This window comes from Halomonas campaniensis (assembly GCF_014193375.1).
Lineage (GTDB): Bacteria > Pseudomonadota > Gammaproteobacteria > Pseudomonadales > Halomonadaceae > Halomonas > Halomonas campaniensis.
The window spans coordinates 1-22,045 of the sequence record NZ_JACHZF010000037.1; the positions used below are offsets into that span (position 1 = coordinate 1).

Below are 22,045 nucleotides of genomic sequence, written 5' to 3' on the forward strand. Positions count from 1 at the left end.
CTCCACTCGACCCTTGGCTACCACGCGCCGAGGGAGATCGAGAAAATCGCGGAAGCAGCTTAATAAAAGTGTCCGCTACGACTTGACCAGAACAACGGCACCCCAGGGTGCTTTGCCCGGATGGTAATGCCTGCAGGATGACATTGGTAGTGCGCGCTGTATGAGTTAACTCATGTTTTCAATCGAGGCCGGCGTCTTGTAGGAAATTGCTGACAATTGATGCGAATCGGGGCGTTCGTGTGGTCCTCCTGCAGCTTGGCATGCTAGCATCCGCCGCCGGATCAGCCTGGTTATCCTGTTGTAACATTTAGGGTTTTCACTACCCTGCCAGCTGTCCATACAATTCGACTGCCTTGCCTGCCGCTATAGCGGTAGGCGTCTTGCCGGCCTCGGGGATGCGCCTTTGTCACCCCGGGGCGGTAGCGTGTCCACACGACTCTCGTGCTCCTCCTTACCCGACAGGCATCTCACCCCATGCGCCATCTGCCTTCCCTTCGTCTGCTGCTCGCCCTGGCCGGCGCCGCCTGGCTCTCCGGCTGTGCCCTGGCACCGGGCGGCCATATGGACTACCGCACCGAGACTGCCCCGCTGGACGACCTGGTGGACATCGAGCCGATCACGCCGGGGCTCGTGGCTACCTACCGCAACACCGTCAGCCGCGCCGCGCCGATGCCCGAGGGGCTGCGCGACGAACTGGATGCCTGGACCTACCGCATCGCCCCGGGCGACGTGCTCAACATCATCGTCTACGACCACCCGGAGCTGACCATCCCCGCCGGGGCCGAGCGCAGCGCCGCCGAATCCGGCAACCAGGTGCGCAACGATGGCACTATCTTCTACCCCTTCATCGGCCGGGTGCCGGTAGCCGGCAAGACGCTGGACGAGGTGCGCCGGCTGATCACCGAGCAGCTCGCCGCCTATATCTTCGAGCCGCAGGTGGATGTGGGCATCGCTGCCTTCCGTTCCCAGAAGGTACTGGTCAGCGGCGCGGTGCAGCAGCCCGGCAGCCTGCCGGTGACCAGCGTGCCGCTGACCCTGGCCGACGCCATCGGCGAGGTGGGCGGCGCCCGCGACGACGCCAACTGGCACGAGGTGATCCTGACCCGCGATGGCGAGGAGCAGCGCCTCTCGCTCTACGCCCTGCTGCGCCAGGGTGACCAGCGCCAGAACCGCCTGCTGCGCGACGGCGACGTGCTCCACGTGCCCAGCGCCGAGAACCAGGCCGTGGCGGTGATGGGGCAGGTGCGCAGCCCCGGCAACATTGCCCTGGGCAACGAGCGCCTCTCGCTGACCGATGCCCTGGCCCGCGCCGGCGGCGTCGACGAGGGCACCGCCCAGCCCTCCGGCATCTTCGTGATCCGCGGCCAGGGGGAGGGCAGCGACAGGCTCGCCACCGTCTACCAGCTGGATATCCGTAATGCCACCGCCTTCACCCTGGGCAGCCACTTTACGCTGCAGCCCCAGGACGTGGTCTATGTGACCACCGCCCCGCTGGCGCGCTGGAACCGCGTGATCAGCCTGCTTCTGCCCTCCATCCGCCTGCCCGGCTTCGCGGGGGAGAGCCTCTCCGACGCCCGGGACGCCAACTGATGTTCCGGCGCCTCCTGGTGGTCTGCACCGGCAATATCTGCCGCAGCCCGGTGGCCGAGGCAATGCTGCGACGCGCACTGCCGCATCGCGAGATCAGCTCCGCCGGCCTCGGCGCCCTGGTCGGCCACGGTGTCGAACCCACCGCCCGTGAACTTGCCGCAGCGGAAGGCCTGGATGTGTCGAACTACCGCGCCCGGCAGCTCACCGCCGAGATGCTCCAGGCCGCCGACCTGATCCTCGTCATGAGCCAGGGCCAGCGCCGCGCCGTCGCCGACCTCGCCCCCGAGGCCCTGGGCAAGACGATGCTTCTCGGCAAGTGGCTCGACGGCGGCAAGGGCAAGGAGATCCCCGACCCCTACCGCAAGAGCCGGGAAGCCTTCGAGCATGTGCATGGGTTGCTCAAGGAAGCCACCCAAGCCTGGGCAGCCCGCCTGTAGGAGGCCGGCTTTGCCGGGCGAACGGAGGCCGCAGGCCTCCCGATAACTTTCATCTCCGTAAAGACACCAATGACCGAATCTTCCAACACTGCTCCCCTTCACTCGGCCCCGGCCGACGACGAAATCGACCTCGGCCATCTCTTCGGCCTGCTCCTCGACCACAAGTGGCTGATCATCGCCATCACCTTCGTCTTCGCCATGGCCGGGGCGGGCTATGCGCTGATCGCGACGCCGGTGTACCAGGCGGATGCGCTGGTGCAGGTGGAACGGCGCTCCTCCATCAGCCCGCTGGGGGACCTGGCCAATGTGTTCGGCGAGGATACCGACAGCCGCACCTCCGCCGAGGTGCAGATCCTGCGCTCGCGCATGGTGCTGGGCCAGGTAGTGGATCGCCTGGAACTGGATACCGTGGTCACGCCGGCCTCGCTGCCGATGGTGGGCGATGCGCTGCGCCGCCGTGGCATCGAGCGGCCCGGCTTCATGGAAGGGGGTGCCGCAGTATGGGCGGGTGAGCACCTGGAGGTGGGGCGCTTCGAGGTGAGCGACGCCCTGCGCGGCGAGCCGCTGACCCTGGAGTCACTGGGTGAAGGGCGCTACCGCCTGCTGATGGAGGGTCGCGAGCTGGGGATGGGGCGTCGCGGCGATCTGGTACATTTCGCCAATGGCCAGATCGAGCTGCGCGTGGCGGAGCTCTCGGCGCCTGCCGGTGCCCGGTTCACCCTCACCAAGCGCACCCGCGCCGCGGCCATTCGCGGCCTGGCAGACCGCCTGCGGGTCAGCGAAGTGGGGGGAGGGCGAAGCACCAGCACCGGCATGCTGAGCCTGACCCTCACCGGCACCGATACCCATGAGATCAAGCACGCCCTGGATACGGTGGTCGAGGTCTTCCTGCTGCAGAACGTCGAGCGTCAGTCTGCCGAGGCGGAGCAGAGCCTGGCCTTCCTCGAGGAGCAGGCCCCGGAGCTGCGCGCCCAGCTCTCCGCCGCCGAGGACCGCCTGAATGACTACCGTGTCGACATGGACAGCGTGGATCTCTCCAGCGAATCCCGCGCCGCCATCGAGCAGTTCATCGAGATCGAGCGCCAGCTCAACGAGCTGGAGTTCCAGGAGGCCGAGCTGGCCCAGCGCTTCACCCGGGACCACCCCAGCTACCAGGCCCTGCTGCGCCAGAAGCGCTACCTGCAGGAGGAGCGTGCCGAGCTCAACCAGCGGGTCAACCAGCTGCCCGCCGCCCAGCAGGAGGTGGTGCGCCTGACCCGTGACGTGGAGGTCACCCAGGCCATCTATGTCAACGTGCTCAACAAGGTGCAGGAGCTGCAGGTGGCCAAGGCCGGCACCGTGGGCAACGTGCGCATCATCGATGACGCCCTGGTCGCCCCGGGCCCCATCGAGCCGAGGAAGCCGCTGATCGTGGTGCTGGCGACCCTGCTGGGTGGCATGCTCTCCGTGGGCATCGTGCTGGTGCGCGGCCTGCTGCGCCGCGGCGTGGAGTCTCCCGAGCAACTCGAGCAGGCCGGCATGGCGGTCTACGCCACCGTGCCGCTCTCGGATGCCCAGCAGAAGCTGGTCAAGCGGATCAAGCGTCGCCGTGAGCGCAAGGCCAGTGCCGTGGTCGCCGGCGTGCTGGCGGAAAAGGCCCCGGCTGATACCGCCGTTGAGGCCCTGCGCAGCCTGCGCACCAGTCTGCACTTCGCCATGCTCGAGGCCACCGACAAGCGCCTGATGATCACCGGACCGAGCCCCGGGATCGGCAAGAGCTTCGTCTCCGTGAACCTGGCGGCGGTATGCGCCCAGGCGGGCCAGCGGGTGCTGGTGGTGGATGCCGACATGCGCAAGGGCCATGTCCACCACGCCTTCGGCGGCAAGGGGGACCAGGGCCTCTCCGAGCTGCTCTCCGGCAAGGTCGAGCTGGATAGCGTGCTGCGCGAGAGCGAGGTGTCGGGGCTTCACTATGTGGCGCGCGGCATGGTGCCGCCCAACCCCTCCGAACTGCTCACCGGCGAGCGCTTCAGCCGCTTCCTGGCCCAGGCCGAGGAGCGCTTCGATCTGGTGATCCTTGACACCCCGCCGGTGCTGGCCGTGACCGATGCGGCCATCGTGGGTCGCCAGTGCGGCAGCACCCTGGTGGTGGTGCGCCACGGGCTCAACCCGGTGAAGGAGGTCCAGCTCGCTCACCGCCGCCTGGAAAGTGGCGGGGTGGCTCCCAGGGGCGTCATCCTCAACGCCATGGAGCGCCGCGCCGCTACCAGTTACGGCTATGGCTACTACCAGTACTCCTACCGGTAGAGGGATGGATAGCTGAAGTGGCGCGCGTAGGCATCAATCGAACTTAGGAAATAACGGCTTTCTCGCGTAGGATAGGCGCCGGAAAAATGGGCGCATGGTGCTGCCTGGCGTATCATGGTGCCCTCAAGCCGATTGCTGCAGGGATGGAGTCATGCCCGGACACAACTCCCGGGCGGTAGCGTGCCTGAACGCCCAGCCCCAGCCGGCGATGACAACACGCCAGAGCGCAGAGCACAGGAACCTTTCGGGATGAGCCCAACAGAACAACCCCCTGCGGGATACGACGACGAGATCGACCTGCGCGACCTGGCACTGATGCTGGTCGAGGGCTGGTACTGGATCGTCGGTGCCGTGGCGGTGGCAGTGGTGGCAGCCTTTGCCTATCTGGCGGTCACCACGCCGACTTATGAGACGAATTTCCGGGCCGTACCCGCATCTCAAGCCAACTTCTCCGGCTTCAATATCCGGTTCATGGATGAAATGATCCCCGATGTCGAAGGCGTGCTGGGTAACTTGCAGGCTTCCAGCCGCCAGGGGTTTAAGGTCGAGCCGGAGGACATCTACCGCAGGCTGGGCAATCGCCTATCCAGCTTCCAGAACTTCGAAGCCTTCGTAGGAAATAACCGCGACCTCTTTCAGTTAGGCGAGGGGGCCGACCTTGGCCGCGTCTTCAATGGCCGCTTGAGCGTCAGTGGGCTGACGGCTGAGCGGGATGGCAGCATGACCTTGAATGTCCAGTATCGCTATCCGCAAGGGGAACAGGGCTCAGAGATCCTCAATGCCTATGTGCAGCAAACCGCAGAATCGGTATGGAATACCCTGCGCAGCCGCTTCAACAGTTATAACAGCGCTCAGATCACAAGCCTTGAAACACAGTTGGACCTACAGAAGGGCTCGCTTCAGGCGGAGCGTGAGGAGCAGTTGTTCCTACTGGAGCAGGCCATTACCGTCGCCCGTCGCCTGGAGATCGAGAAGCCAACCACGCCCCAGCAGTTCGGCCGCCAGCCCAGCGGCGCCGAGGTGATCTACGCCAATATAAGTGGCGACGGCTCGCTGCCGCTCTACTTCATGGGTTACCAGGCACTGGAGGCGGATCGGGACGTACTCCGAGACGCCATCGACCAGGGTCTGAGCAACGAAGAGATTCGCCGTACAGAGCAGCAGCTCGAGCAGCGCTTGCGGTTCGCACAACTGCTGGATAATAGTCAGCTGCAAGGCGTGGATGTTGGCCTTGCTTCCAACCACACCGAGCGTGTGGTGGACGTGGTCGAATACGCATTCCCGCCGGCCGGCCCCAGCGAGCCGCGCCGTGCGCTGATCCTTGCTCTCTCCCTGGTACTCGGTGGCATGCTCGGCGTGATGCTGGTGTTCCTCTCGCGCTTTGCGGGAAGCCTGAGAAGTTATCGGAAGGCCCAGGCCTCGGCCCGCGACTCCTCCACGCCAGGGTAGAAGTCACCGGCGTGGTCTTCGAACTCGTCGGTTCGACGGATATAGCGTTCGAAGGTGCGCTGATCCCGATGTCCGCTGATGCGCTTGATGGCCACGTCCGGTTTGCCTTGGCGATGCGCTTCGGTAATGAAGCCGGCACGGAAGCTGTGCGGTGAGAAGCCACGATCGGCCATGCCCGCTGCCGCCAGGTGGATCTGCAGCCGCTGATATATAGAGAAGGCTGCATGACAAAGAGCTGGTCGGCAGCCTTCCCTTATCGCTAATATCATTGAAAATCAATTAGTTAGCCAAGTCGGCCATAACGTGAAATCAAGTTTCCGGCTTTTTTGCCGCAGGTTTCGTGAAATGCGATTTCCGGCAAAAATTCCGATTCCGGCCCTCAAGCGGCCGGCGGGGCAGGGCAGCAAAACAGCAAAATTGCCGGGCCAGCGGCAAGAATGCCGCCGAATTCATGGGATGGCGTTTCCGGCAGAAGTACCTGAATTAGTTCGCAGTTCATATACTCACAAAACTTCAAGACGGCCTCTCTCAAGTGCCAAACCCTAAAGACCAGTTCTTCAATGCCGATCATCTCAAGACTGGCATGAAAGAACGCGCTGTAAAAAGTGCAGGCATCACATTGGCTGCCCAAGGTATCAAGTTGATCCTGCAGCTAGGCTCCATCGCCATCCTGGCTCGCCTATTGCAACCTTCAGACTTCGGTCTGATTGCTATGGTCACGGTGTTTACAGGATTAGCCCTACAGTTCATGGAAGGTGGCCTCTCAATGGCAACCATCCAGCGCGACCAGATTACCCATGCCCAGGTGTCCAATCTGTTCTGGGTGAATGGTTCTTTGGGCGCTGGCATGTGCTTGCTCGGCATCGTGGTTTCGCCCCTTGTTGCCACAATTTATGGAGAGCCACGCCTGACACTGGTGATGGCAGCCATGAGTTTGACCTTCCTCATTGGTGGGCTCTCCGTCCAGCACGACGCCCTGCTGCGACGGCAGATGCGGTTCAAGATCATCTCTTTGATCGACATTGTTTCCATGGCTGGAGGGATAGTCGTCGGCATAGCGGCAGCCTTGGGTGGCCTTGGGTATTGGGCGCTTGTCATCAGTCCCATTACGACCTTCGCAACTAAAACAGTCATGCGTTGGCTGAGTGCCCGCTGGGTTCCTTCAAGGTTGAGCCGTGGTTCCGGTGTGCGGCCCCTTTTAGGATTTGGGGCTAACTTGACTGGGGCAAATTTCATCGGATATGTGGCGACAAACTTAACCCCATTCGCCATAGGTTACATTGGTGGCGCACAAGCGATGGGGCTTTTCAATCGGGCTAAATTGCTAACGTCGATTCCCTCAAGTCAGATGCTGCCGCCGGTAATGAATGTGTTACAACCAACCTTGGCTAGGGTTGCCAACGATTCCGTACGGTTACGAAGCACTACTACCTCGATCATGGGTAAAATAGTATTAGGTACCATGTTTGTAACGCTCACCATGGCAGTGCTTGCAGACTGGATCGTCCTTCTGTTTCTTGGGCCTGGTTGGGAGGATGCCATTCCCATCTTCCGCATGCTTGCAGTTTTTTCGCTAGTAGAACCCATCGCCGGTTTTCTGGCTATTTGCCTTATCGCAATAGGAAACGCCAGAGCGCTACTGCGCTGGAAAGTAATCACATTAGCTATACTGGTTGTTTCTATCGGAATCGGCTCATTTTGGGGAGCGTTTGGGGTTGTGGCGGCCTATGCTCTTTCGGGTGTTTTTATTAGATTGCCAGGTTTTCTTTATTATGCTTCCAGGTTCCTTCCTGTTACGTCTCTTGAGTTGGCAAAGACATTAGTGCCACCTTTAATCTGTGCCATAGTGACTATTATGACTTTACATGCTCTTCGTCAGCTCATTCTCATAGAAAGCCCGGTAGCAGGTTTGGCTGTGTTTGTTTTCGCTGCAGCATTGGTTTACATGGCCCTTTGTGTAATGATAAAGCCTACCCGGCATGAGTTAATAGAAACCCTAGGACTGCTCAAACTTGTAACTTCCAGGAAATTAGCCACAAAGTGACTATCAACGAAAGCCATCAAGCACTTAACGATACTGTTATCGCCAACGGCTATTGTGTAGGCTGTGGTGCCTGTGCGGTGCCAGAGGAAAGCCCATTCAAAATCGTTATGGACGACTATGGACAGTATCAATCTAGCCTGAAAGATACCAACGTCTTTGCTTCAACGCATATCGACTATGAAAAACTCTGCCCGTTCGGCTCGGATGCTAAAAATGAAGATGAAATAGCCAAACAGGTTTTCTCAGACACATGCGAGCACAACAGTCAAGTAGGTTATTACAACGGCGTGTTCGCAGGACATGTTGCTGAAGGCGAATTTCGGAAACGTGGCAGTTCAGGCGGAATGGGCACTTGGGTGCTCAATGAGCTTCTTTTAAAGGGGCTAGTGGATTACGTCGTACACGTAAAATCCGAGTCATCCGGCCAAGACCTGAACAGTATTCCATTCAAGTATCAGGTTAGCGAAACTCTGGAAGAAACCCAACAGGGTGGCAAATCTCGATACTACCCGATCGAGTTGTCTGAGGCACTTCAGTCTATTAGAAACAATCCCGGGCGGTATGCCGTTGTTGGTTTGCCATGCTTTATCAAGAGCGTTAGATTGCTCCAGACTCAAGAGCCCATTCTCGCTGAGCGCATCCGATACTGCGTAGGCCTGGTGTGTGGCCACCTTAAAAGTGCCCATTATGCAGAAAGCCTGGCCTGGCAAATGGGCATACCCCCGCAGGAGCTTGAGGGCATAGACTTCCGAATCAAAGACCCTTCCCAGCCTGCCAACCGCTACAGCACCTATGCCAAGGGTAGCTCTGGAGAAAAGGTCGTGCCGACCAGACAGCTTTTCGGCGCGGACTGGGGCGCGGGCGCATTTAAGTACAAGGCCTGTGACTTCTGTGATGACGTATTTGCCGAAACTGCCGATGTCGTACTGGGCGATGCCTGGTTACCCGAGTATGTGCAGGACAGCTATGGCACTAACGTGGTGGTCACCAGAAATCAGGAGATCCGTCAGTTGATTGTGAATGCCCGAACTGAGGGGCGTTTAGAGATGGATGATCTAGGTGTTGAGAAGGCCGTGCAGTCTCAGGATGCGGGGTTGCGGCATAGGAAGGTTGCGATAGGGTATAGGATTCACTGTGAGAAAGCTTCTGGGTCTTGGGTGCCAAACAAAAGGTCAGGCCCAGCCACAACGTTACAGCCACACTATGAAATGAAGCGTCAGAGGTTAAGGGCTGAGTTGCGAGAGCTTTCACATATATCGTTCTTGAGAGCGAGGCGTGAAAGTAAGCTATCCGTATACGTTGATACAGTGCGACCTGTTTACATTCATTACTCTCGTCAAGGCCGCCCGTTTTTCCGTAGGTTGCTTTCCTATTTGAAAAGAAGATTGAAAGCAACTTTTCCATCAACGCAGCAATAATTTTACAAGGTGGCCGGAGAAAGGTATTTAGCTGTAGTAGGGCGCATCCATCTGACTACCTAAAAGACCATCTAATCACGCTAAGCCGTGGTTAAGTTTTAAACAAACATACACTTCATCGTGCGTTAAATCGACTAATGCCTACTGGATTCGAACAAAGGTAGTAGTGTCAATGGATAACCTCAGTTATTGCCGCCAATACATCATCAGTGATTCAAGATTAGAGCCACTCCCTGGCTGGTGTGAGGTTGATATCCATGGGGAATTATTTGTTATCCATCATCCTGATTTAGATTTTTCGAGGGTTGATTCTCCAAAGGAGGAAGGGGGGGTGGTTGTCTTAGGCTATATCATAGATCCAATGACGCCTAACTTGACAACACTCGAAATAGCTGAGCGCTTGGCACGAGACAGCAACACATTTGATGATCTTTTGTCTAATATTTTTGGCTTGTCTGGTAGGTATGTAATCATTTATTGGAGTGAAAAAGAAGCTAAATTAGTGCATGACCCTTGTGCATTGAGAAAAGCTTTTTATTTTTTTGGTGATAAAAACTTATTTTGTGCCTCTCAGCCGGGACTAATAAAAAATTTCCACCATTTAGATGGGAGCCAAGATTTAGATCTGGTTGACTTTATAAGTTCTGAAAAATTCCTAAAAAATGAGTCGTTTTGGGTTGGTGATGAAACAGTTTACCATAATGTAAAGCAGTTGATGCCTAATTTTTATCTGGATCTAAGGAGTAAAAATGTTAACCGCTACTGGGTCAACAATCCAGAAAAATTGGGATCACTTGATGAAGCCGTCAAAGAAATTAGTACAATATTGAAAGGAAGTATTGATGCTGCTTCCCGACAACGACTGGTTATGCAATCAGTTACGGCTGGCTGGGACTCTCGAGTCTTGTTAGCAGCATCCAAGTGCGTTAGTAAAAGAATATTGTATTTTGTAAATACTATGAATGTTTACAAAGATAACCATATGGATATTGCTGTCCCGAAAAAAATGCTCGGAGATATGGGGTTAGAGGTTAATATTTTCAGGGAGATGCCTAAGCTTAGAGATGAATTTTATGAAGTCATGAAAATGAATGTTGAGGGGGCTAGAAAACTTCCTAAAACCTTGGCGATACAATACTATCATGATTTTCATTATGGCAAGTTGAATATTAACGGTAATGGTTCCGAAATAGTTAGATGTTATTACGGAGAAAAATGTGCTGAATCAAGTATGATATCTTCTAGTTACGTAATAAAAAAAGCAGGTCTTGATCAGGATAGCACTTACCTGCACAGGAAGGTTGAAGACTGGTTAGCTGATGTAAGGGATTTGGTTGAAGAGCAAGATTTGAATGTAATGGACTTGTTTTATTGGGAGCAGCGCATGGGCAATTGGGGTGGAATGTTCATGTCAGAGCAGGATGTTGCTGTAGAAGGATTTATGCCTTTTAATAATAGGAGGTTGTTGGTTCTAGCGCTCGGGCTAGATGATAAATATCGAGTTGGGCCAGACCACATTCTTCACAAAAAGCTTATTAAAGAAATGTGGCCGGAACTCCTCGAGTACCCAATTAACCCTGATACATTGAAAGTGAAGATTAGAAATCTCCTTGTCACGGGAATGCCTGAGGGTATGAAAGAAGTGATTAAGAACATCCTGAGATCGTAAGCATGTGATCTTGATTTTGCCCGGTAGCCTCAATGAAAAAAGTTGCGATCTTAAATTTTCAGTACTCAACTCACAACTATGGTGCTGTACTTCAAGCCGCTGCGCTTGAACATATCTGTAGACGGCTAGGACATGAAGTCCAACACCTGGATTATATGGCAAAGCAACGCGTCACTTTTAAGGGGCGTGTCGGCCAGGCTCTACGTAAGCTGGGGTTGAGAAAAACACCAAGCCATAGCCGAGTGGCTAACGAAGAGGCGTTTGAAAGTTTTCGGGAAATGTTTATTTCCCGAACCAAAAAAATAAGAAATCCAAGTGAGTTTAGCTCTGTCGCAAAAGGGTTCGATATTGTCATCGTAGGTAGTGATCAAGTTTGGCGCCCAGCTTTCGCTAAAGACACTATAGGATTTTTTCTAGGGCATGTCCCTGATGGCGTGGATAGAGTTTCCTACGCTGCTAGTTTTGGTACAGCTTCATGGGAAAAAAGTGGCGATGCTGTATTGACCGATCAAGTTAGCAAAGAGTTGAAGCGGTTTAAAGCCATTTCGTGTCGTGAAGAATCCGGTGTAGAAATCTGTAGAGATGTCTTTGGTGTCGAAGCAGAACATGTTCTTGATCCGCTTCTTTTAGTTGGAGATGAGTTCTTTGAGTCAGTTATTTCTAACCCCCCCGAATGTTCCGCTGAAAATATTGTTTATTATAAGCTGGATTCAACGCCAGATTTCCAAGAGGACTTGTTAAGAATAGCATCAGAAGGCGGCGACGTACCCGTAAATATCTATCTGAAAGACTCACTCACACCCGAGTATCGTGAGGTTGCTGACTGGCTGGCGTTGATCCGAAACGCTGAAGTGGTCGTTACTGACTCCTTCCATTGTATTTGTCTTTCTCTGCGTTTTGGCAAGGAAGTGATTTTTTGCCCTAATGAACATAGGGGCCAGGCCCGCTTGGATAGCTTGTTTAAGCAGCTGGAGATAAGTGTCGAGCCATTGGGCATTGATGTTGAGACGCCAATGTTTAAGTTGTCACGGTCTGATCGTTTTAATGAAGCTCTAGATAAAGAGCGTAAAAAAGCTCTGACATTTCTTAGTGGTGCCCTTGATGGCTGACTGCTCTATTTCCATCATCATTCCTGCCTACAATGTTGAGAAGTACTTAAAAGCAGCACTGGATTCCATCAAGGCTCAAACAGAGCTCCCAGATGAAGTTATTTTGATTGATGATGGGAGCACTGACAAAACCTTGGCAGTCGCCGAGGAATATGATTTTTCTATTCCATACAAAGTTTTGTCTATAGAAAATGGTGGGCAGGGGAATGCTCGAAATATCGGCGCGGAGCTTGCTAATTTCCAATACCTATATTTTTTTGATGCAGATGACCTGCTTGATAAAAATTTCATTAGTTCATTTCAGAGCTGCATAATAAGAGAGAATTTTCCAGATATTCTATTATTTTCGAGTATGTCGTTTTACGATAATGAGTATAGTGGTAGTAGAAGACAAGAATATTGCAGAGGCTTTTCAGGTCTTTTTCTGGATCGTGATGACTTTTTAGATTCCGGGTATGGAAAAAAAGGGCTGTTTTGTTCACCTTGTATGTATGTATCTAAAGCGACCCTCTGGAAAGGTGCTGCGCTAAAATTCGGGGATGGTTATTTCGAAGATGAGGCTGTCTTTTTCCCTTTATTGTTTTCTTGTAACTCATTTCTTGTTGTAGATGAGTTCTTTTTTTACCGTAGAATTCGAGATGGCTCGACAATGACTATGCTACCAAGTTCTAGGCATGTGAGTGGTGCCCTGAACTGCATGAATACATTGCGCGAGCTATATAGTTCCAAGCGGTTATCTAAGCGAGAAGTGTGGCATATACGCAAACGTATGAAACAGCATTGCGCACGATACCTGAGAGTCAGTAGAGATTCGCGAACACCTATTGCTTGGGATAAAGTGGTCGATTCTGTAGTTTTATCAAGAAGTTTTAGTCTTGTCGCACGATGTTTGATTTATATCATGCATGCAGAGCGCCTGCTTTTTTTCTTGAAGAAAATTTCTGATAAACTGGCCAGGTGAGTTTTTTGATTAGATGAATTTATTTCATACCCGCGCACTAAAAATGAATTTTCGTGTTAATTTTGACTCGTCGCCTTTAAGTCTCATTATAACATCTAAGTTGGAATGTCCAGGTATTTAGTTGTGTTTATTGGGGAGCGGATGTGATTCCATACCTTTATGTTTTTTCATGGTCGGTATTGCTTTCCCTCTGTCTTAAGCCTTATCTTTATAAGAGTTCTTGTTTTCGACGTGGTCCAAGTGTGTTTTGGTTAGCTGTATTGGCTGGCCTGCCCTTAATAGCATTACATGCTTTTCGCGAAAATGTTGGTACCGATTATAATGCTTATGTGTGGATATATGAGTCTTTTATAGATGGAGCTTCAATTTTTTGGTTTGAACCACTTTATTCACTGCTGAACATTCTTGCAAATTTCTTGGGAGGTGGGGTTGTTCTAGTTTTTGGAGTGGCTGCTCTTCTCAGTACTTTGCCTATATATGTAAGAATATTTAGGATTAGCCACCTTCCTTGGCTAAGTTTTTTTATACTTTTTGGTATGTCATACCCTTTCTTTCAAACCAATGGAGTCCGGTCAGCATTTGCAATTGCATTAATTTTTTACGCCACTCCTTTTATATGGCGTAAAAAATTATTACCGTGGATTTTATATGTTTTTTTATCAGCGGGTTTTCATTATACAGCCTTTATAATGATACCTTTTTATTGGCTTTTGCGATTAAGGCTAAATGTTGTTTTTGCGTGTTTTGCTTTTGCTTTAGCTGTCTTGTTTTCGACTAACAAGGCCTTTTCTGTTTATTTTCTTGAGTTTTCTTCTACTATTTTGCCTTCAGTTTATTCACATTATCCAGATCGCATTCTTGGCATGTTGAATGACTTTAAATTTGGTTTTGGATATGGCTGGTATTTAATATCGGCCATTTTTGTTCTATTTTTCTGGGAGCGCCTCTCCCGTCTCTGTGAATCGGCAGTTGTTATTCGAAACTCGTATTTTATTGGCCTGTTAATTATGATTGCTTTCTATCATTTTTTTGCTGCAGGGCGGCTTGCTTGGTTTTTTTGGATCTCCGGCATTTTATTTTGGCCGCTTGCTGCATCTCAATTATCTGGTTGGAATCGAGCAATGCTAGTATCTTTCATTGCTCTTATGCACTTTATTCTTTTTTTCTACGCTATGTACGTAGGTTCTCACGACGCAACGCCATATAATTCCATTTTCCATTAGCCATATTAGTGGTTATTCGAACTGACTAGCTGGTGACATAAGTTGACTAATGTTGCAAATAAAAGAAAAGTGCTTTTTATTATTGATCATGCTCCAGATTATCGCGAGTCTTTTCTTAGCCTTCTTGGCGAGGTTGTGGAGTTAACTGTTGTTGCTCAGGCGTGTGAAAAGGATGGCCTAGTAAAGCCGGCAGCGAGGCAAGGTTATAGTTATATTGAGCTGCCTTCATATTCTTTTCTGGGATTTAGATTCCAGTTTGGCATTAAAAAGGTTTTTGATTCTCAGAATTGGGATCTGGTATGCTGTTCGCTCAATCTTCGGCATCCGTTAAGATACTTGTTTTTTTATCATAGAAAAGAAACCCCGTGGGTTTGGTGGGGGCAGGTTTTTGGGAGAAATGAATTTGCTTTCCTAGATACAATTAAAAAAAAACTTATTACAGTTTCGGACGGCTGCCTTGTCTATACCAGTTTAATAGCAGAGAAGGTTTCAGCTCTTGCTGATATTCCTGTTGAAAGCTTCAATAATTCTGAGGTTCTCCAGAGTGAATTTCGGTCAGGAGTTTTTAGCCAAGAGGCTGGTAAGCTTAAAATTCTCTATGTTGGTCGTTATCAAGAGAGAAAAAAACTTCATAGATTAATTTCTCTGGCAGAGAGGAATGAGTTTATTGAGGTTAGGCTGGTTGGCAAGGGGATGAATCAGCTGTCTTTACCCGCAGATAAAGCGGTAAGGCAAAGAGTTACTGTCTACGGACACACTGTAGGCAATCAGCTAAATGAACACTTTGACTGGTGTGATCTCGTGGTTAATCCTGGGCATATAGGGTTGCTGGTCATGAACGCGGCAAGGCACGGAAAAGGCATAGTGATTGATTCATCCAGTAAGCACGCTCCAGAATATATATTAGCAGAAATTTCTTCTCAGCCTTTTGTAGATTTTTCTAACGACAAGACAGTTGATAATTTTTTCAGGATGATGTTGTATGGCGACTCGGAGTGTATGGCGCTTGGGCATGCATTACAAGAGCGGGCTCGTAAGGATTTTACAGTTGAGTCTATGGTAAGAAGGCATTTTGATATGTTTGAGAGGATTCTTATAGGTAAATGATTGTTTTAGTAGGCTTTTATCCTCATAGTTATAATGACACATATTGCCCCATGGGCCATGTTTTTTACCGTGCTGGCCTCGTGAGCCGGCAAAATAAACAATCTCTAGCATTTTAACTTTCCATACTTGCAGTCTCTCTTTGCTAATTATTTAAGTGCGTGTAGGGCATGAGAGATTTAATATTTAAGTTAGCTTGATTTTTGCAATTGCTATATTTGATATGATGGGAAAACAGTAAATGACTTCATCTCGCCCCCTGCGCACCCTATGCGTTTTCGGCACACGCCCGGAGGCGATCAAGATGGCGCCCCTGGCTCTCGCCCTGCAGGCCGACCCTCGCTTCGATGCCCGGGTGTGTGTAACCGGCCAGCACCGGGAGATGCTGGATCAGGTATTGGACCTGTTCGAGCTGGTGCCGGATGTTGACCTGAGCATCATGCAACCTGGCCAGGACCTGACCGACGTTACCACGGCCATTCTGCAGGGGATGAAGACGGTACTGACCGAGCAGCGCCCTGACGTGGTGCTGGTACACGGCGATACGGCCACCACTTTCGCTGCGACCCTGGCAGCCTATTACCAGCAGGTCCCCGTGGCCCATGTGGAAGCAGGGCTGCGCACCGGCGACCTCTACTCACCATGGCCGGAAGAGGCCAATCGCAAGCTTACCGGGGCGTTGGCCGCCTGGCACTACGCGCCGACCGAGCGTTCGCAGCGCAACCTGCTCGAGGAGGGCGTCGCCCCGGATAGCGTCCAGATCACGGGCAATACCGTGGTGGATGCGTTGCTTGAGGTGGTCGAGAAGTTGGAAACCACACCGGCGCTGCAGGTACGGTTCCGCGACCAGTTCGCCTTTCTGGATGACGCCCGCCGGATGGTGCTGGTCACCGGGCACCGCCGGGAGAGCTTCGGCGGCGGCTTCGAGCGCATCTGCCAGGCGCTGCGGACCACCGCGAGCCGGCACCCCGAGGTACAGATCGTCTACCCGGTGCACCTCAATCCCCAGGTGCAGGAGCCGGTCAACCGGCTGCTGGCGGATATTGACAACGTCCACCTGATCGAGCCGCTGGACTATTTGCCCTTCGTGTATTTGATGAATCGCGCCCACCTGATTCTCACCGACTCCGGCGGCATTCAGGAAGAGGCGCCGTCGCTGGGTAAGCCGGTGCTGGTGATGCGCGATACTACCGAGCGGCCGGAGGCGGTAGAGGCGGGTACCGTCAAGCTGGTGGGCACCAATGTAGATGCCATCACAAACGCACTCGATACCCTGCTGGGTGATACCGAGGCCTATCGACGGATGAGCCGCGCCCACAACCCCTACGGGGACGGTCAGGCCTGCTCGCGAATCCTCGACCACTTGGCTGGCGCGGCCCAACCGCAGGAGCACTGAGAGATGGATTTCAAGACAATTTCCGTGGTGGGCCTTGGCTATATCGGCCTGCCTACCGCCGCCGTCATTGCCTCGCGCCGCAAGAAGGTCATCGGCGTGGATATCAGCCAGCGGGCGGTGGATACCATCAACCGTGGTGAAATCCATATCGTCGAACCCGAGCTGGACATGCTCGTGCATGCGGCGGTGAAGGAGGGCCACCTGCGGGCCACCACCACCCCGGAGCCGGCCGATGCTTTTCTGGTCGCTGTGCCAACGCCTTTCAAGCGTGAGGAGGGCAAGGAGCATGTGCCGGACCTGAGCTATATCCGAGCGGCCAGTCTGGCAATCGCGCCAGTATTGAAGCCGGGGGATCTGGTCATCCTGGAGTCCACTTCCCCGGTGGGGGCCACCGAGCAGATGGAGGCCTGGCTCGCTGAGGCGCGCTCGGACCTGAGCTTTCCCAGCCAGGAGGGTGAGGCCTCGGATATTCGCGTGGCGCATTGCCCCGAGCGTGTGCTGCCCGGCCATGTGGTGCGTGAGCTGGTGGAAAACGATCGGGTGATCGGCGGCATGACGCCGCGCTGCTCGAAGGCCGCCTGCGCGCTCTATGAGCTGTTCGTTCGTGGGGAGTGCATTACCACCACGGCACGCACTGCCGAGATGGCCAAGCTGACCGAGAACAGCTTTCGCGATGTGAACATCGCTTTCGCCAATGAACTCTCGATCATCTGCGACAAGCTCGATATTAACGTATGGGAGCTCATTCGCCTGGCCAACCGCCACCCCCGGGTCAACATCCTGCAGCCGGGCCCCGGGGTGGGCGGCCACTGCATCGCCGTGGATCCCTGGTTCATCGTCAGCGAGACCCCGGAGCAGGCCCGCCTCATTCGTACGGCCCGCGAAGTCAACGACGGCAAGCCCGAGTGGGTAATCGACCAGGTTAATCAGGCGGTGGGGCAGTTCCTTAGCCAGAACCCTGAACGCACCGCGCGGGATGTCACCGTGGCGTGTCTGGGGTTGGCGTTCAAGCCGGATATCGATGATCTGCGTGAAAGCCCGGCGCTGGCGATTACCCAGGCGCTGAAGGCCCGGCTGCCCGGCCGGCTGATGGTGGTGGAGCCCAATATCGAGGCGCTGCCGGCAAGCCTGGAAGGCGCCAGTCTCACTAGTTTCGACGTAGCTCTGACTGATGCCGATATCGTCGTGCTGCTGGTGGATCACAAAGCGTTCAAGAAGGTGGAGGTTGAGCGCCTGGTCGGTCGGCATCTGGTGGACACCCGCGGGGTATGGACCGGGCAGAACCGGCGCTGAAGTGATGCTCAGCCAGACCGTATATCAAGTATCGCCCCCACTCACTGACTATAAGCCTTGCTGATGTCGATAAATCGGGCCACCCGGCTTCTGCATACCGTCCGCTTTCTCAAGCTTCGCCAAATCGGCTGGCGGCTCTATTACCGTTTGCTGCGTCGCCGCGTGCGTCGGCAGGCCATGGCACCTCTGGGGCCGGTGGAGCGGCGCTCGTGGGCCAAGGTTTGGTCGACACCGGCCTGGATGCCCCCGGCGCTGATAAGTGAGGGGGAAACAGGTCAGCGGGAGCCTGGAAACTGGGCGTTCATGTTTCTCGGCGAGCAGGGTGAGCTGGCCAAGGCGGAAGACTGGAACCATCCCGGTAAGAGCAAGCTGTGGCTCTACAACTTGCACTACCTAGATGACCTCTGTGCCCAGGGGGCAGCAGCCCGCCATGCCCAGCACCGGGCGCTGGTGGCGCGCTGGATCGACGAGAACCCGCCGCTGGCTGGTAACGGCTGGGAACCCTATACGCTCTCGCTGCGCCTGGTGAATCTGGTCAAGTGGCTGAGCGGGAAGGCTTGGCAGGGCGGGGAGCCGATCCCGGAGGCCTGGTTGGCGAACCTGGCCCGCCAGGCCCAGGCGCTTTCTGCCCAGCGCGAATACCACATCCTGGCCAATCATCTCTTCGCCAACGGCAAGGCACTGACCTTCGCCGGTGTCTTTCTAGAGGGCAAGAACGCCGAGCGCTGGCTGCACCAGGGATTGAGGATTCTTGATGTTGAGATTCCCGAGCAGTTCCTGAAGGACGGCGGGCACTTCGAGCGCTCACCCATGTACCACGCCACCCTGATGTGGGACCTGGCCGACCTGATTCAGCTAGCCGAGTGCTCCGGCCTTCTCGCGCTGCGCGAGCGCGCTCATAGGTGGCGCAAGACCCTGGCCCGGGGCCTGGCCTGGCTGGAGCTGATGACCCACCCGGACGGTGAGATCGGCTTCTTCAACGATGCCGCCTTCGGCATCGCCCCGACCTTGGCCGACCTGCAGCGCTATACCGATTGTTTGAGCATTCAGTCGGCGGCGGAAGGTGTCCGCATGGTGGTGCGGCAAGGTGGAGACTATGGCTTGCGGCATGCAGCGGCCAGTGGCTACCTGGGCGTGGAGTGGGGGGAGGGCAACCTGGCGCTGCTCGACCTGGCCCCGGTGGGACCGGTCTACCAGCCCGGCCATGCCCATGCCGATACTCTGAGCTTTGAGCTCAGCCTGTTTGGCCAGCGGGTGCTGGTCAATTCTGGCATCTCCCAGTATGGCGAGGATGCCGAGCGCCACCGCCAGCGCTCTACGGTTGCCCACAACACCGTGGTGGTGGACGACGAGAACTCCTCCGAGGTGTGGGCGGGGTTTCGCGTCGCCCGCCGTGCCCGACCGGGGCCGGTTAGCATCGATGCCAAGGCCGAGGGGCTGACCATCACTGGAAGCCACGACGGCTATCGGCGCCTGCCCGGCAGGGTGACTCACCGCCGCGAGTGGGGGTTCCAGGAAGGGCAACTGGTGATTCAGGATCGACTTGAGGGTCGTTTCACCCGCGCCGAGGCGCGCTTCCACTGTCATCCAGGTGTGTCGGTGAGACTGGAAAATTCTCAATATGGAGAGCTGACCCTGCCCGATGGCCGCCGCCTGGCACTGGCCATCGACGGCGGGGAGGCGCGCGTCGAGTCTGCCAGCTGGCATCCCCGCTTCGGCGAATCTCATCCCAACCAGTGCCTGGTGGTGGCCTTAACGGCCCCCGCCTGTTCCACCAGCTTTCGTTGGGCCTGAGCCCCGCTTGTGCCCCGTTCCTTCTTCGCTTCAAGACGAGACCCATGCGCATCCTGTTTCTCTCGGATAACTTCCCCCCCGAAACCAATGCTCCCGCCAATCGGCTCTACGACCATGCCGTGCGCTGGGTGCGGGCCGGCCATGAGGTCACGGTAGTGACCTGCGCTCCCAATTTCCCGGAGGGGAAGGTGTTTTCCGGCTATCGCAACCGCTGGTATGCGGTGGAGGAGTGGGACGGCATCCGCGTGGTGCGGGTGAAGAGCTATATCACCTCCAACGAGGGCTTCCTGAAGCGCACCCTGGACTATGTCTCCTTCATGGTCAGCGGCTTTATTGGGGGGCTCTTTCAGAAGAAACCGGATGTGGTCGTGGCCAGTTCGCCACAGTTCTTTGCTGCCGTGGGCGGCTGGGCCCTTGCGGCGGTGCGGCGCAAGCCGTTCATCTTCGAGCTGCGTGATCTCTGGCCGGCCTCCATCGTCGCCGTGGGGGCCATGGAAGAGAGCCGTACCATCCGCCTGCTCGAGAAGCTCGAGCTGTTTCTCTACCGCCGTGCCCGGCGCGTGGTGGCGGTGACCCACTCATTCAAGCAGGACCTGATCTCGCGGGGCATCGATGGCGGCAAGGTCGATGTGGTGCTCAACGGCGTGGATCTGGCGCGCTATCAGCCGATGGCGCCGGATGAGGCCCTGCGCCGCGAGCATGGGCTGGAGGGCAAGTTCTTGGTGGGCTACTTGGGCACCCACGGCATGGCCCATGCACTGGACAAGGTGCTCGAGGCGGCCGAGCGGCTGCGCGAGCGCGACGATATCGTTTTCCTTTTCGTCGGGGCCGGCGCGGCCAGGGCCGAGTTGGAGTCAAGAGCGGAAGAGCTAGGCCTCGAGAACGTGCGGTTCGTGCCGCGCCAGCCGAAAGACGCCATGCCCGGCTACTGGTCGCTATGTGACCTGGCGCTGATTCCGCTGCGGGATACGCCGGTCTTCGAGAGCGTGATTCCCTCCAAGATGTTCGAGTCGATGGCCATGGGCATTCCGGTACTGATGTCGCTGCCGGAAGGCGAGGCCACCGGCATTCTCAAGGAGTCCGGAGCCGGGGTGTGCGTCCCGCCCGAAGACCCGCAGGCCATGAGCGAGGCCATTCAGGCCCTGCAGGGCGACCCGCAGCGGCGAGCGGCGCTGCGCGAGCGTGGCCTCGAGGCCGCCAGAACCTACTCCCGTGATCAGCAGGCGGGCAAAATGCTAGAAGCGCTGAGCGCAGCAGTGCAGAGATGAGCTGTGAGTGCCGTCTAACTTGTGGACTGGATGGTTAAACTTGGCGGAAAAGTATAAATCCAGCCTTGAAAATGCATTCCAAGGATGAACGATGAAGATCGCTATTGCCGGCACTGGATATGTCGGACTCTCAAACGCCATGCTTCTGGCTCAACACAATGAAGTTATAGCGCTGGATATCGCGCCCGAGAAGGTCGCGATACTGAACGAGCGAGTCTCCCCGATCGAAGATGCTGAAATCAGCGATTTCCTGGCCCGCCGCCAACTGAAGTTTACCGCTACGCTGGATCGTGAATCCGCCTATTGCGAAGCCGATTTCGTGGTGATCGCTACCCCCACCGACTACGACCCGAAGACCAATTTCTTCGACACTTCGAGCGTCGAGGCGGTGATCCATGACGTGATGGCCATCAACCCCGATGCGGTGATGGTGATCAAGTCCACCGTGCCCGTTGGGTTTACCCATGAGGCAAGTGATCGCTTCGGAACCCAGAACCTGCTCTTCTCCCCTGAGTTTCTGCGTGAGGGCAGGGCGTTGTATGACAACCTCTACCCGTCCCGGATCATCGTGGGGGAGCGCTCTGAACGCGCCGAGGTGTTCGCCGAGCTGCTCAAGCAGGGGGCGGTTAAGGAAGATATTCCGGTGCTGTTCACCAACAGCACCGAGGCCGAGGCGATCAAACTTTTCGCCAATACCTATCTCGCCATGCGGGTGGCCTACTTCAACGAGCTGGACAGCTACGCCGAGACTCATAGGCTGGATACACGACAGATCATCGAGGGGGTGGGTCTCGACCCGCGCATTGGCAGCCACTACAACAACCCGAGCTTTGGCTACGGCGGTTACTGCCTGCCCAAGGACACAAAGCAGCTACTGGCCAACTATGAGGATGTGCCCAGCAACATGGTGTGATCTTGCCCAGCAACAGTGGACACCCCGTTAAGGTAGTACACTCAACGAGGTGACCCATGGCCAAGCAAGCTACCCCGATGAAGAAGACCCG

The 22,045-nt window shown here is 55.2% G+C and carries 16 protein-coding genes and 1 pseudogene; 16 read left to right on the forward strand and 1 reads right to left on the reverse strand.

All coding sequences use genetic code 11. From position 1 onward, the window contains the following. Positions 1 to 474 precede the first annotated feature (474 nt). The 4 genes from BDK63_RS17190 to BDK63_RS17205 all read left to right on the forward strand — a co-directional run bounded on the left by BDK63_RS17190 (position 475) and on the right by BDK63_RS17205 (position 5,762). Complete coding sequence (locus BDK63_RS17190; RefSeq protein WP_183334220.1) at positions 475 to 1,590, forward strand: polysaccharide export protein; 1,116 nt, start codon at positions 475 to 477, stop codon at positions 1,588 to 1,590. Then, entirely contained in the window at positions 1,590 to 2,027 is a 438-nt protein-coding gene (locus tag BDK63_RS17195; protein ID WP_183334222.1) for a low molecular weight protein-tyrosine-phosphatase, read from the forward strand. Before BDK63_RS17190 ends, BDK63_RS17195 begins: the two co-directional genes overlap by 1 nt. Before the next feature lie 69 nt (positions 2,028 to 2,096). Beyond that, a complete protein-coding gene (locus BDK63_RS17200; RefSeq protein ID WP_183334224.1) occupies positions 2,097 to 4,313 on the forward strand; it encodes a polysaccharide biosynthesis tyrosine autokinase in 2,217 nt (738 codons plus the stop codon). A 249-nt stretch (positions 4,314 to 4,562) separates the two neighbouring features. Next, positions 4,563 to 5,762, forward strand: coding sequence for a Wzz/FepE/Etk N-terminal domain-containing protein (locus BDK63_RS17205; protein WP_183334226.1), 1,200 nt, complete (start codon positions 4,563 to 4,565; stop codon positions 5,760 to 5,762). On the opposite strand, the gene BDK63_RS17210 is transcribed toward BDK63_RS17205, so the two are convergent. Then, positions 5,714 to 5,935 carry a site-specific integrase gene (locus BDK63_RS17210; protein WP_183334228.1) on the reverse strand — a complete coding sequence of 74 codons (222 nt, stop codon included), beginning with the start codon at positions 5,933 to 5,935 and terminating at the stop codon, positions 5,714 to 5,716. The genes BDK63_RS17205 and BDK63_RS17210 overlap by 49 nt on opposite strands. A gap of 410 nt (positions 5,936 to 6,345) precedes the next feature. Here BDK63_RS17210 and BDK63_RS17215 point away from each other — a divergent pair, with 410 nt between their 5' ends. The 12 genes and pseudogenes from BDK63_RS17215 to BDK63_RS17270 form a co-directional block, all read left to right on the forward strand. Continuing rightward, positions 6,346 to 7,806 (forward strand): lipopolysaccharide biosynthesis protein, encoded by a 1,461-nt coding sequence (locus BDK63_RS17215; protein WP_221202670.1) that lies wholly within the window; start codon positions 6,346 to 6,348, stop codon positions 7,804 to 7,806. Next, positions 7,803 to 9,224 carry a Coenzyme F420 hydrogenase/dehydrogenase, beta subunit C-terminal domain gene (locus tag BDK63_RS17220; RefSeq protein ID WP_183334232.1) on the forward strand — a complete coding sequence of 474 codons (1,422 nt, stop codon included), beginning with the start codon at positions 7,803 to 7,805 and terminating at the stop codon, positions 9,222 to 9,224. Before BDK63_RS17215 ends, BDK63_RS17220 begins: the two co-directional genes overlap by 4 nt. A gap of 172 nt (positions 9,225 to 9,396) precedes the next feature. Next, entirely contained in the window at positions 9,397 to 10,893 is a 1,497-nt protein-coding gene (locus tag BDK63_RS17225; protein WP_183334234.1) for a hypothetical protein, read from the forward strand. Positions 10,894 to 10,925: 32 nt separating this feature from the next. After that, complete coding sequence (locus BDK63_RS17230; RefSeq protein WP_183334236.1) at positions 10,926 to 12,002, forward strand: polysaccharide pyruvyl transferase family protein; 1,077 nt, start codon at positions 10,926 to 10,928, stop codon at positions 12,000 to 12,002. After that, on the forward strand, positions 11,995 to 12,963 hold the full coding sequence (locus BDK63_RS17235; RefSeq protein WP_183334238.1) for a glycosyltransferase family A protein: 969 nt from the start codon (positions 11,995 to 11,997) through the stop codon (positions 12,961 to 12,963). Before BDK63_RS17230 ends, BDK63_RS17235 begins: the two co-directional genes overlap by 8 nt. 143 nt (positions 12,964 to 13,106) lie before the next feature. Continuing rightward, positions 13,107 to 14,186: an EpsG family protein gene (locus BDK63_RS17240; protein ID WP_183334240.1), complete on the forward strand. Its 1,080-nt coding sequence runs from the start codon at positions 13,107 to 13,109 to the stop codon at positions 14,184 to 14,186. 42 nt (positions 14,187 to 14,228) lie between these two features. After that, complete coding sequence (locus tag BDK63_RS17245; RefSeq protein ID WP_183334242.1) at positions 14,229 to 15,293, forward strand: glycosyltransferase; 1,065 nt, start codon at positions 14,229 to 14,231, stop codon at positions 15,291 to 15,293. Between the two features lie 238 nt (positions 15,294 to 15,531). Continuing rightward, entirely contained in the window at positions 15,532 to 16,686 is a 1,155-nt protein-coding gene (wecB, locus tag BDK63_RS17250) for a non-hydrolyzing UDP-N-acetylglucosamine 2-epimerase (protein WP_183334244.1), read from the forward strand. Between the two features lie 3 nt (positions 16,687 to 16,689). Then, the gene (wecC, locus tag BDK63_RS17255) at positions 16,690 to 17,979 is read left to right on the forward strand and encodes a UDP-N-acetyl-D-mannosamine dehydrogenase (RefSeq protein WP_183334246.1); all 1,290 of its coding nucleotides are present in this window, start codon (positions 16,690 to 16,692) and stop codon (positions 17,977 to 17,979) included. A 303-nt stretch (positions 17,980 to 18,282) separates the two neighbouring features. Continuing rightward, on the forward strand, positions 18,283 to 19,773 hold the full coding sequence (locus BDK63_RS17260) for a heparinase II/III family protein (RefSeq protein ID WP_246386285.1): 1,491 nt from the start codon (positions 18,283 to 18,285) through the stop codon (positions 19,771 to 19,773). A gap of 44 nt (positions 19,774 to 19,817) precedes the next feature. Then, complete coding sequence (locus BDK63_RS17265) at positions 19,818 to 21,041, forward strand: glycosyltransferase family 4 protein (protein ID WP_183334250.1); 1,224 nt, start codon at positions 19,818 to 19,820, stop codon at positions 21,039 to 21,041. A gap of 91 nt (positions 21,042 to 21,132) precedes the next feature. After that, positions 21,133 to 21,951 (forward strand): annotated as a pseudogene (locus BDK63_RS17270) (nucleotide sugar dehydrogenase); the annotation flags it as partial. Positions 21,952 to 22,045: the final 94 nt, after the last annotated feature.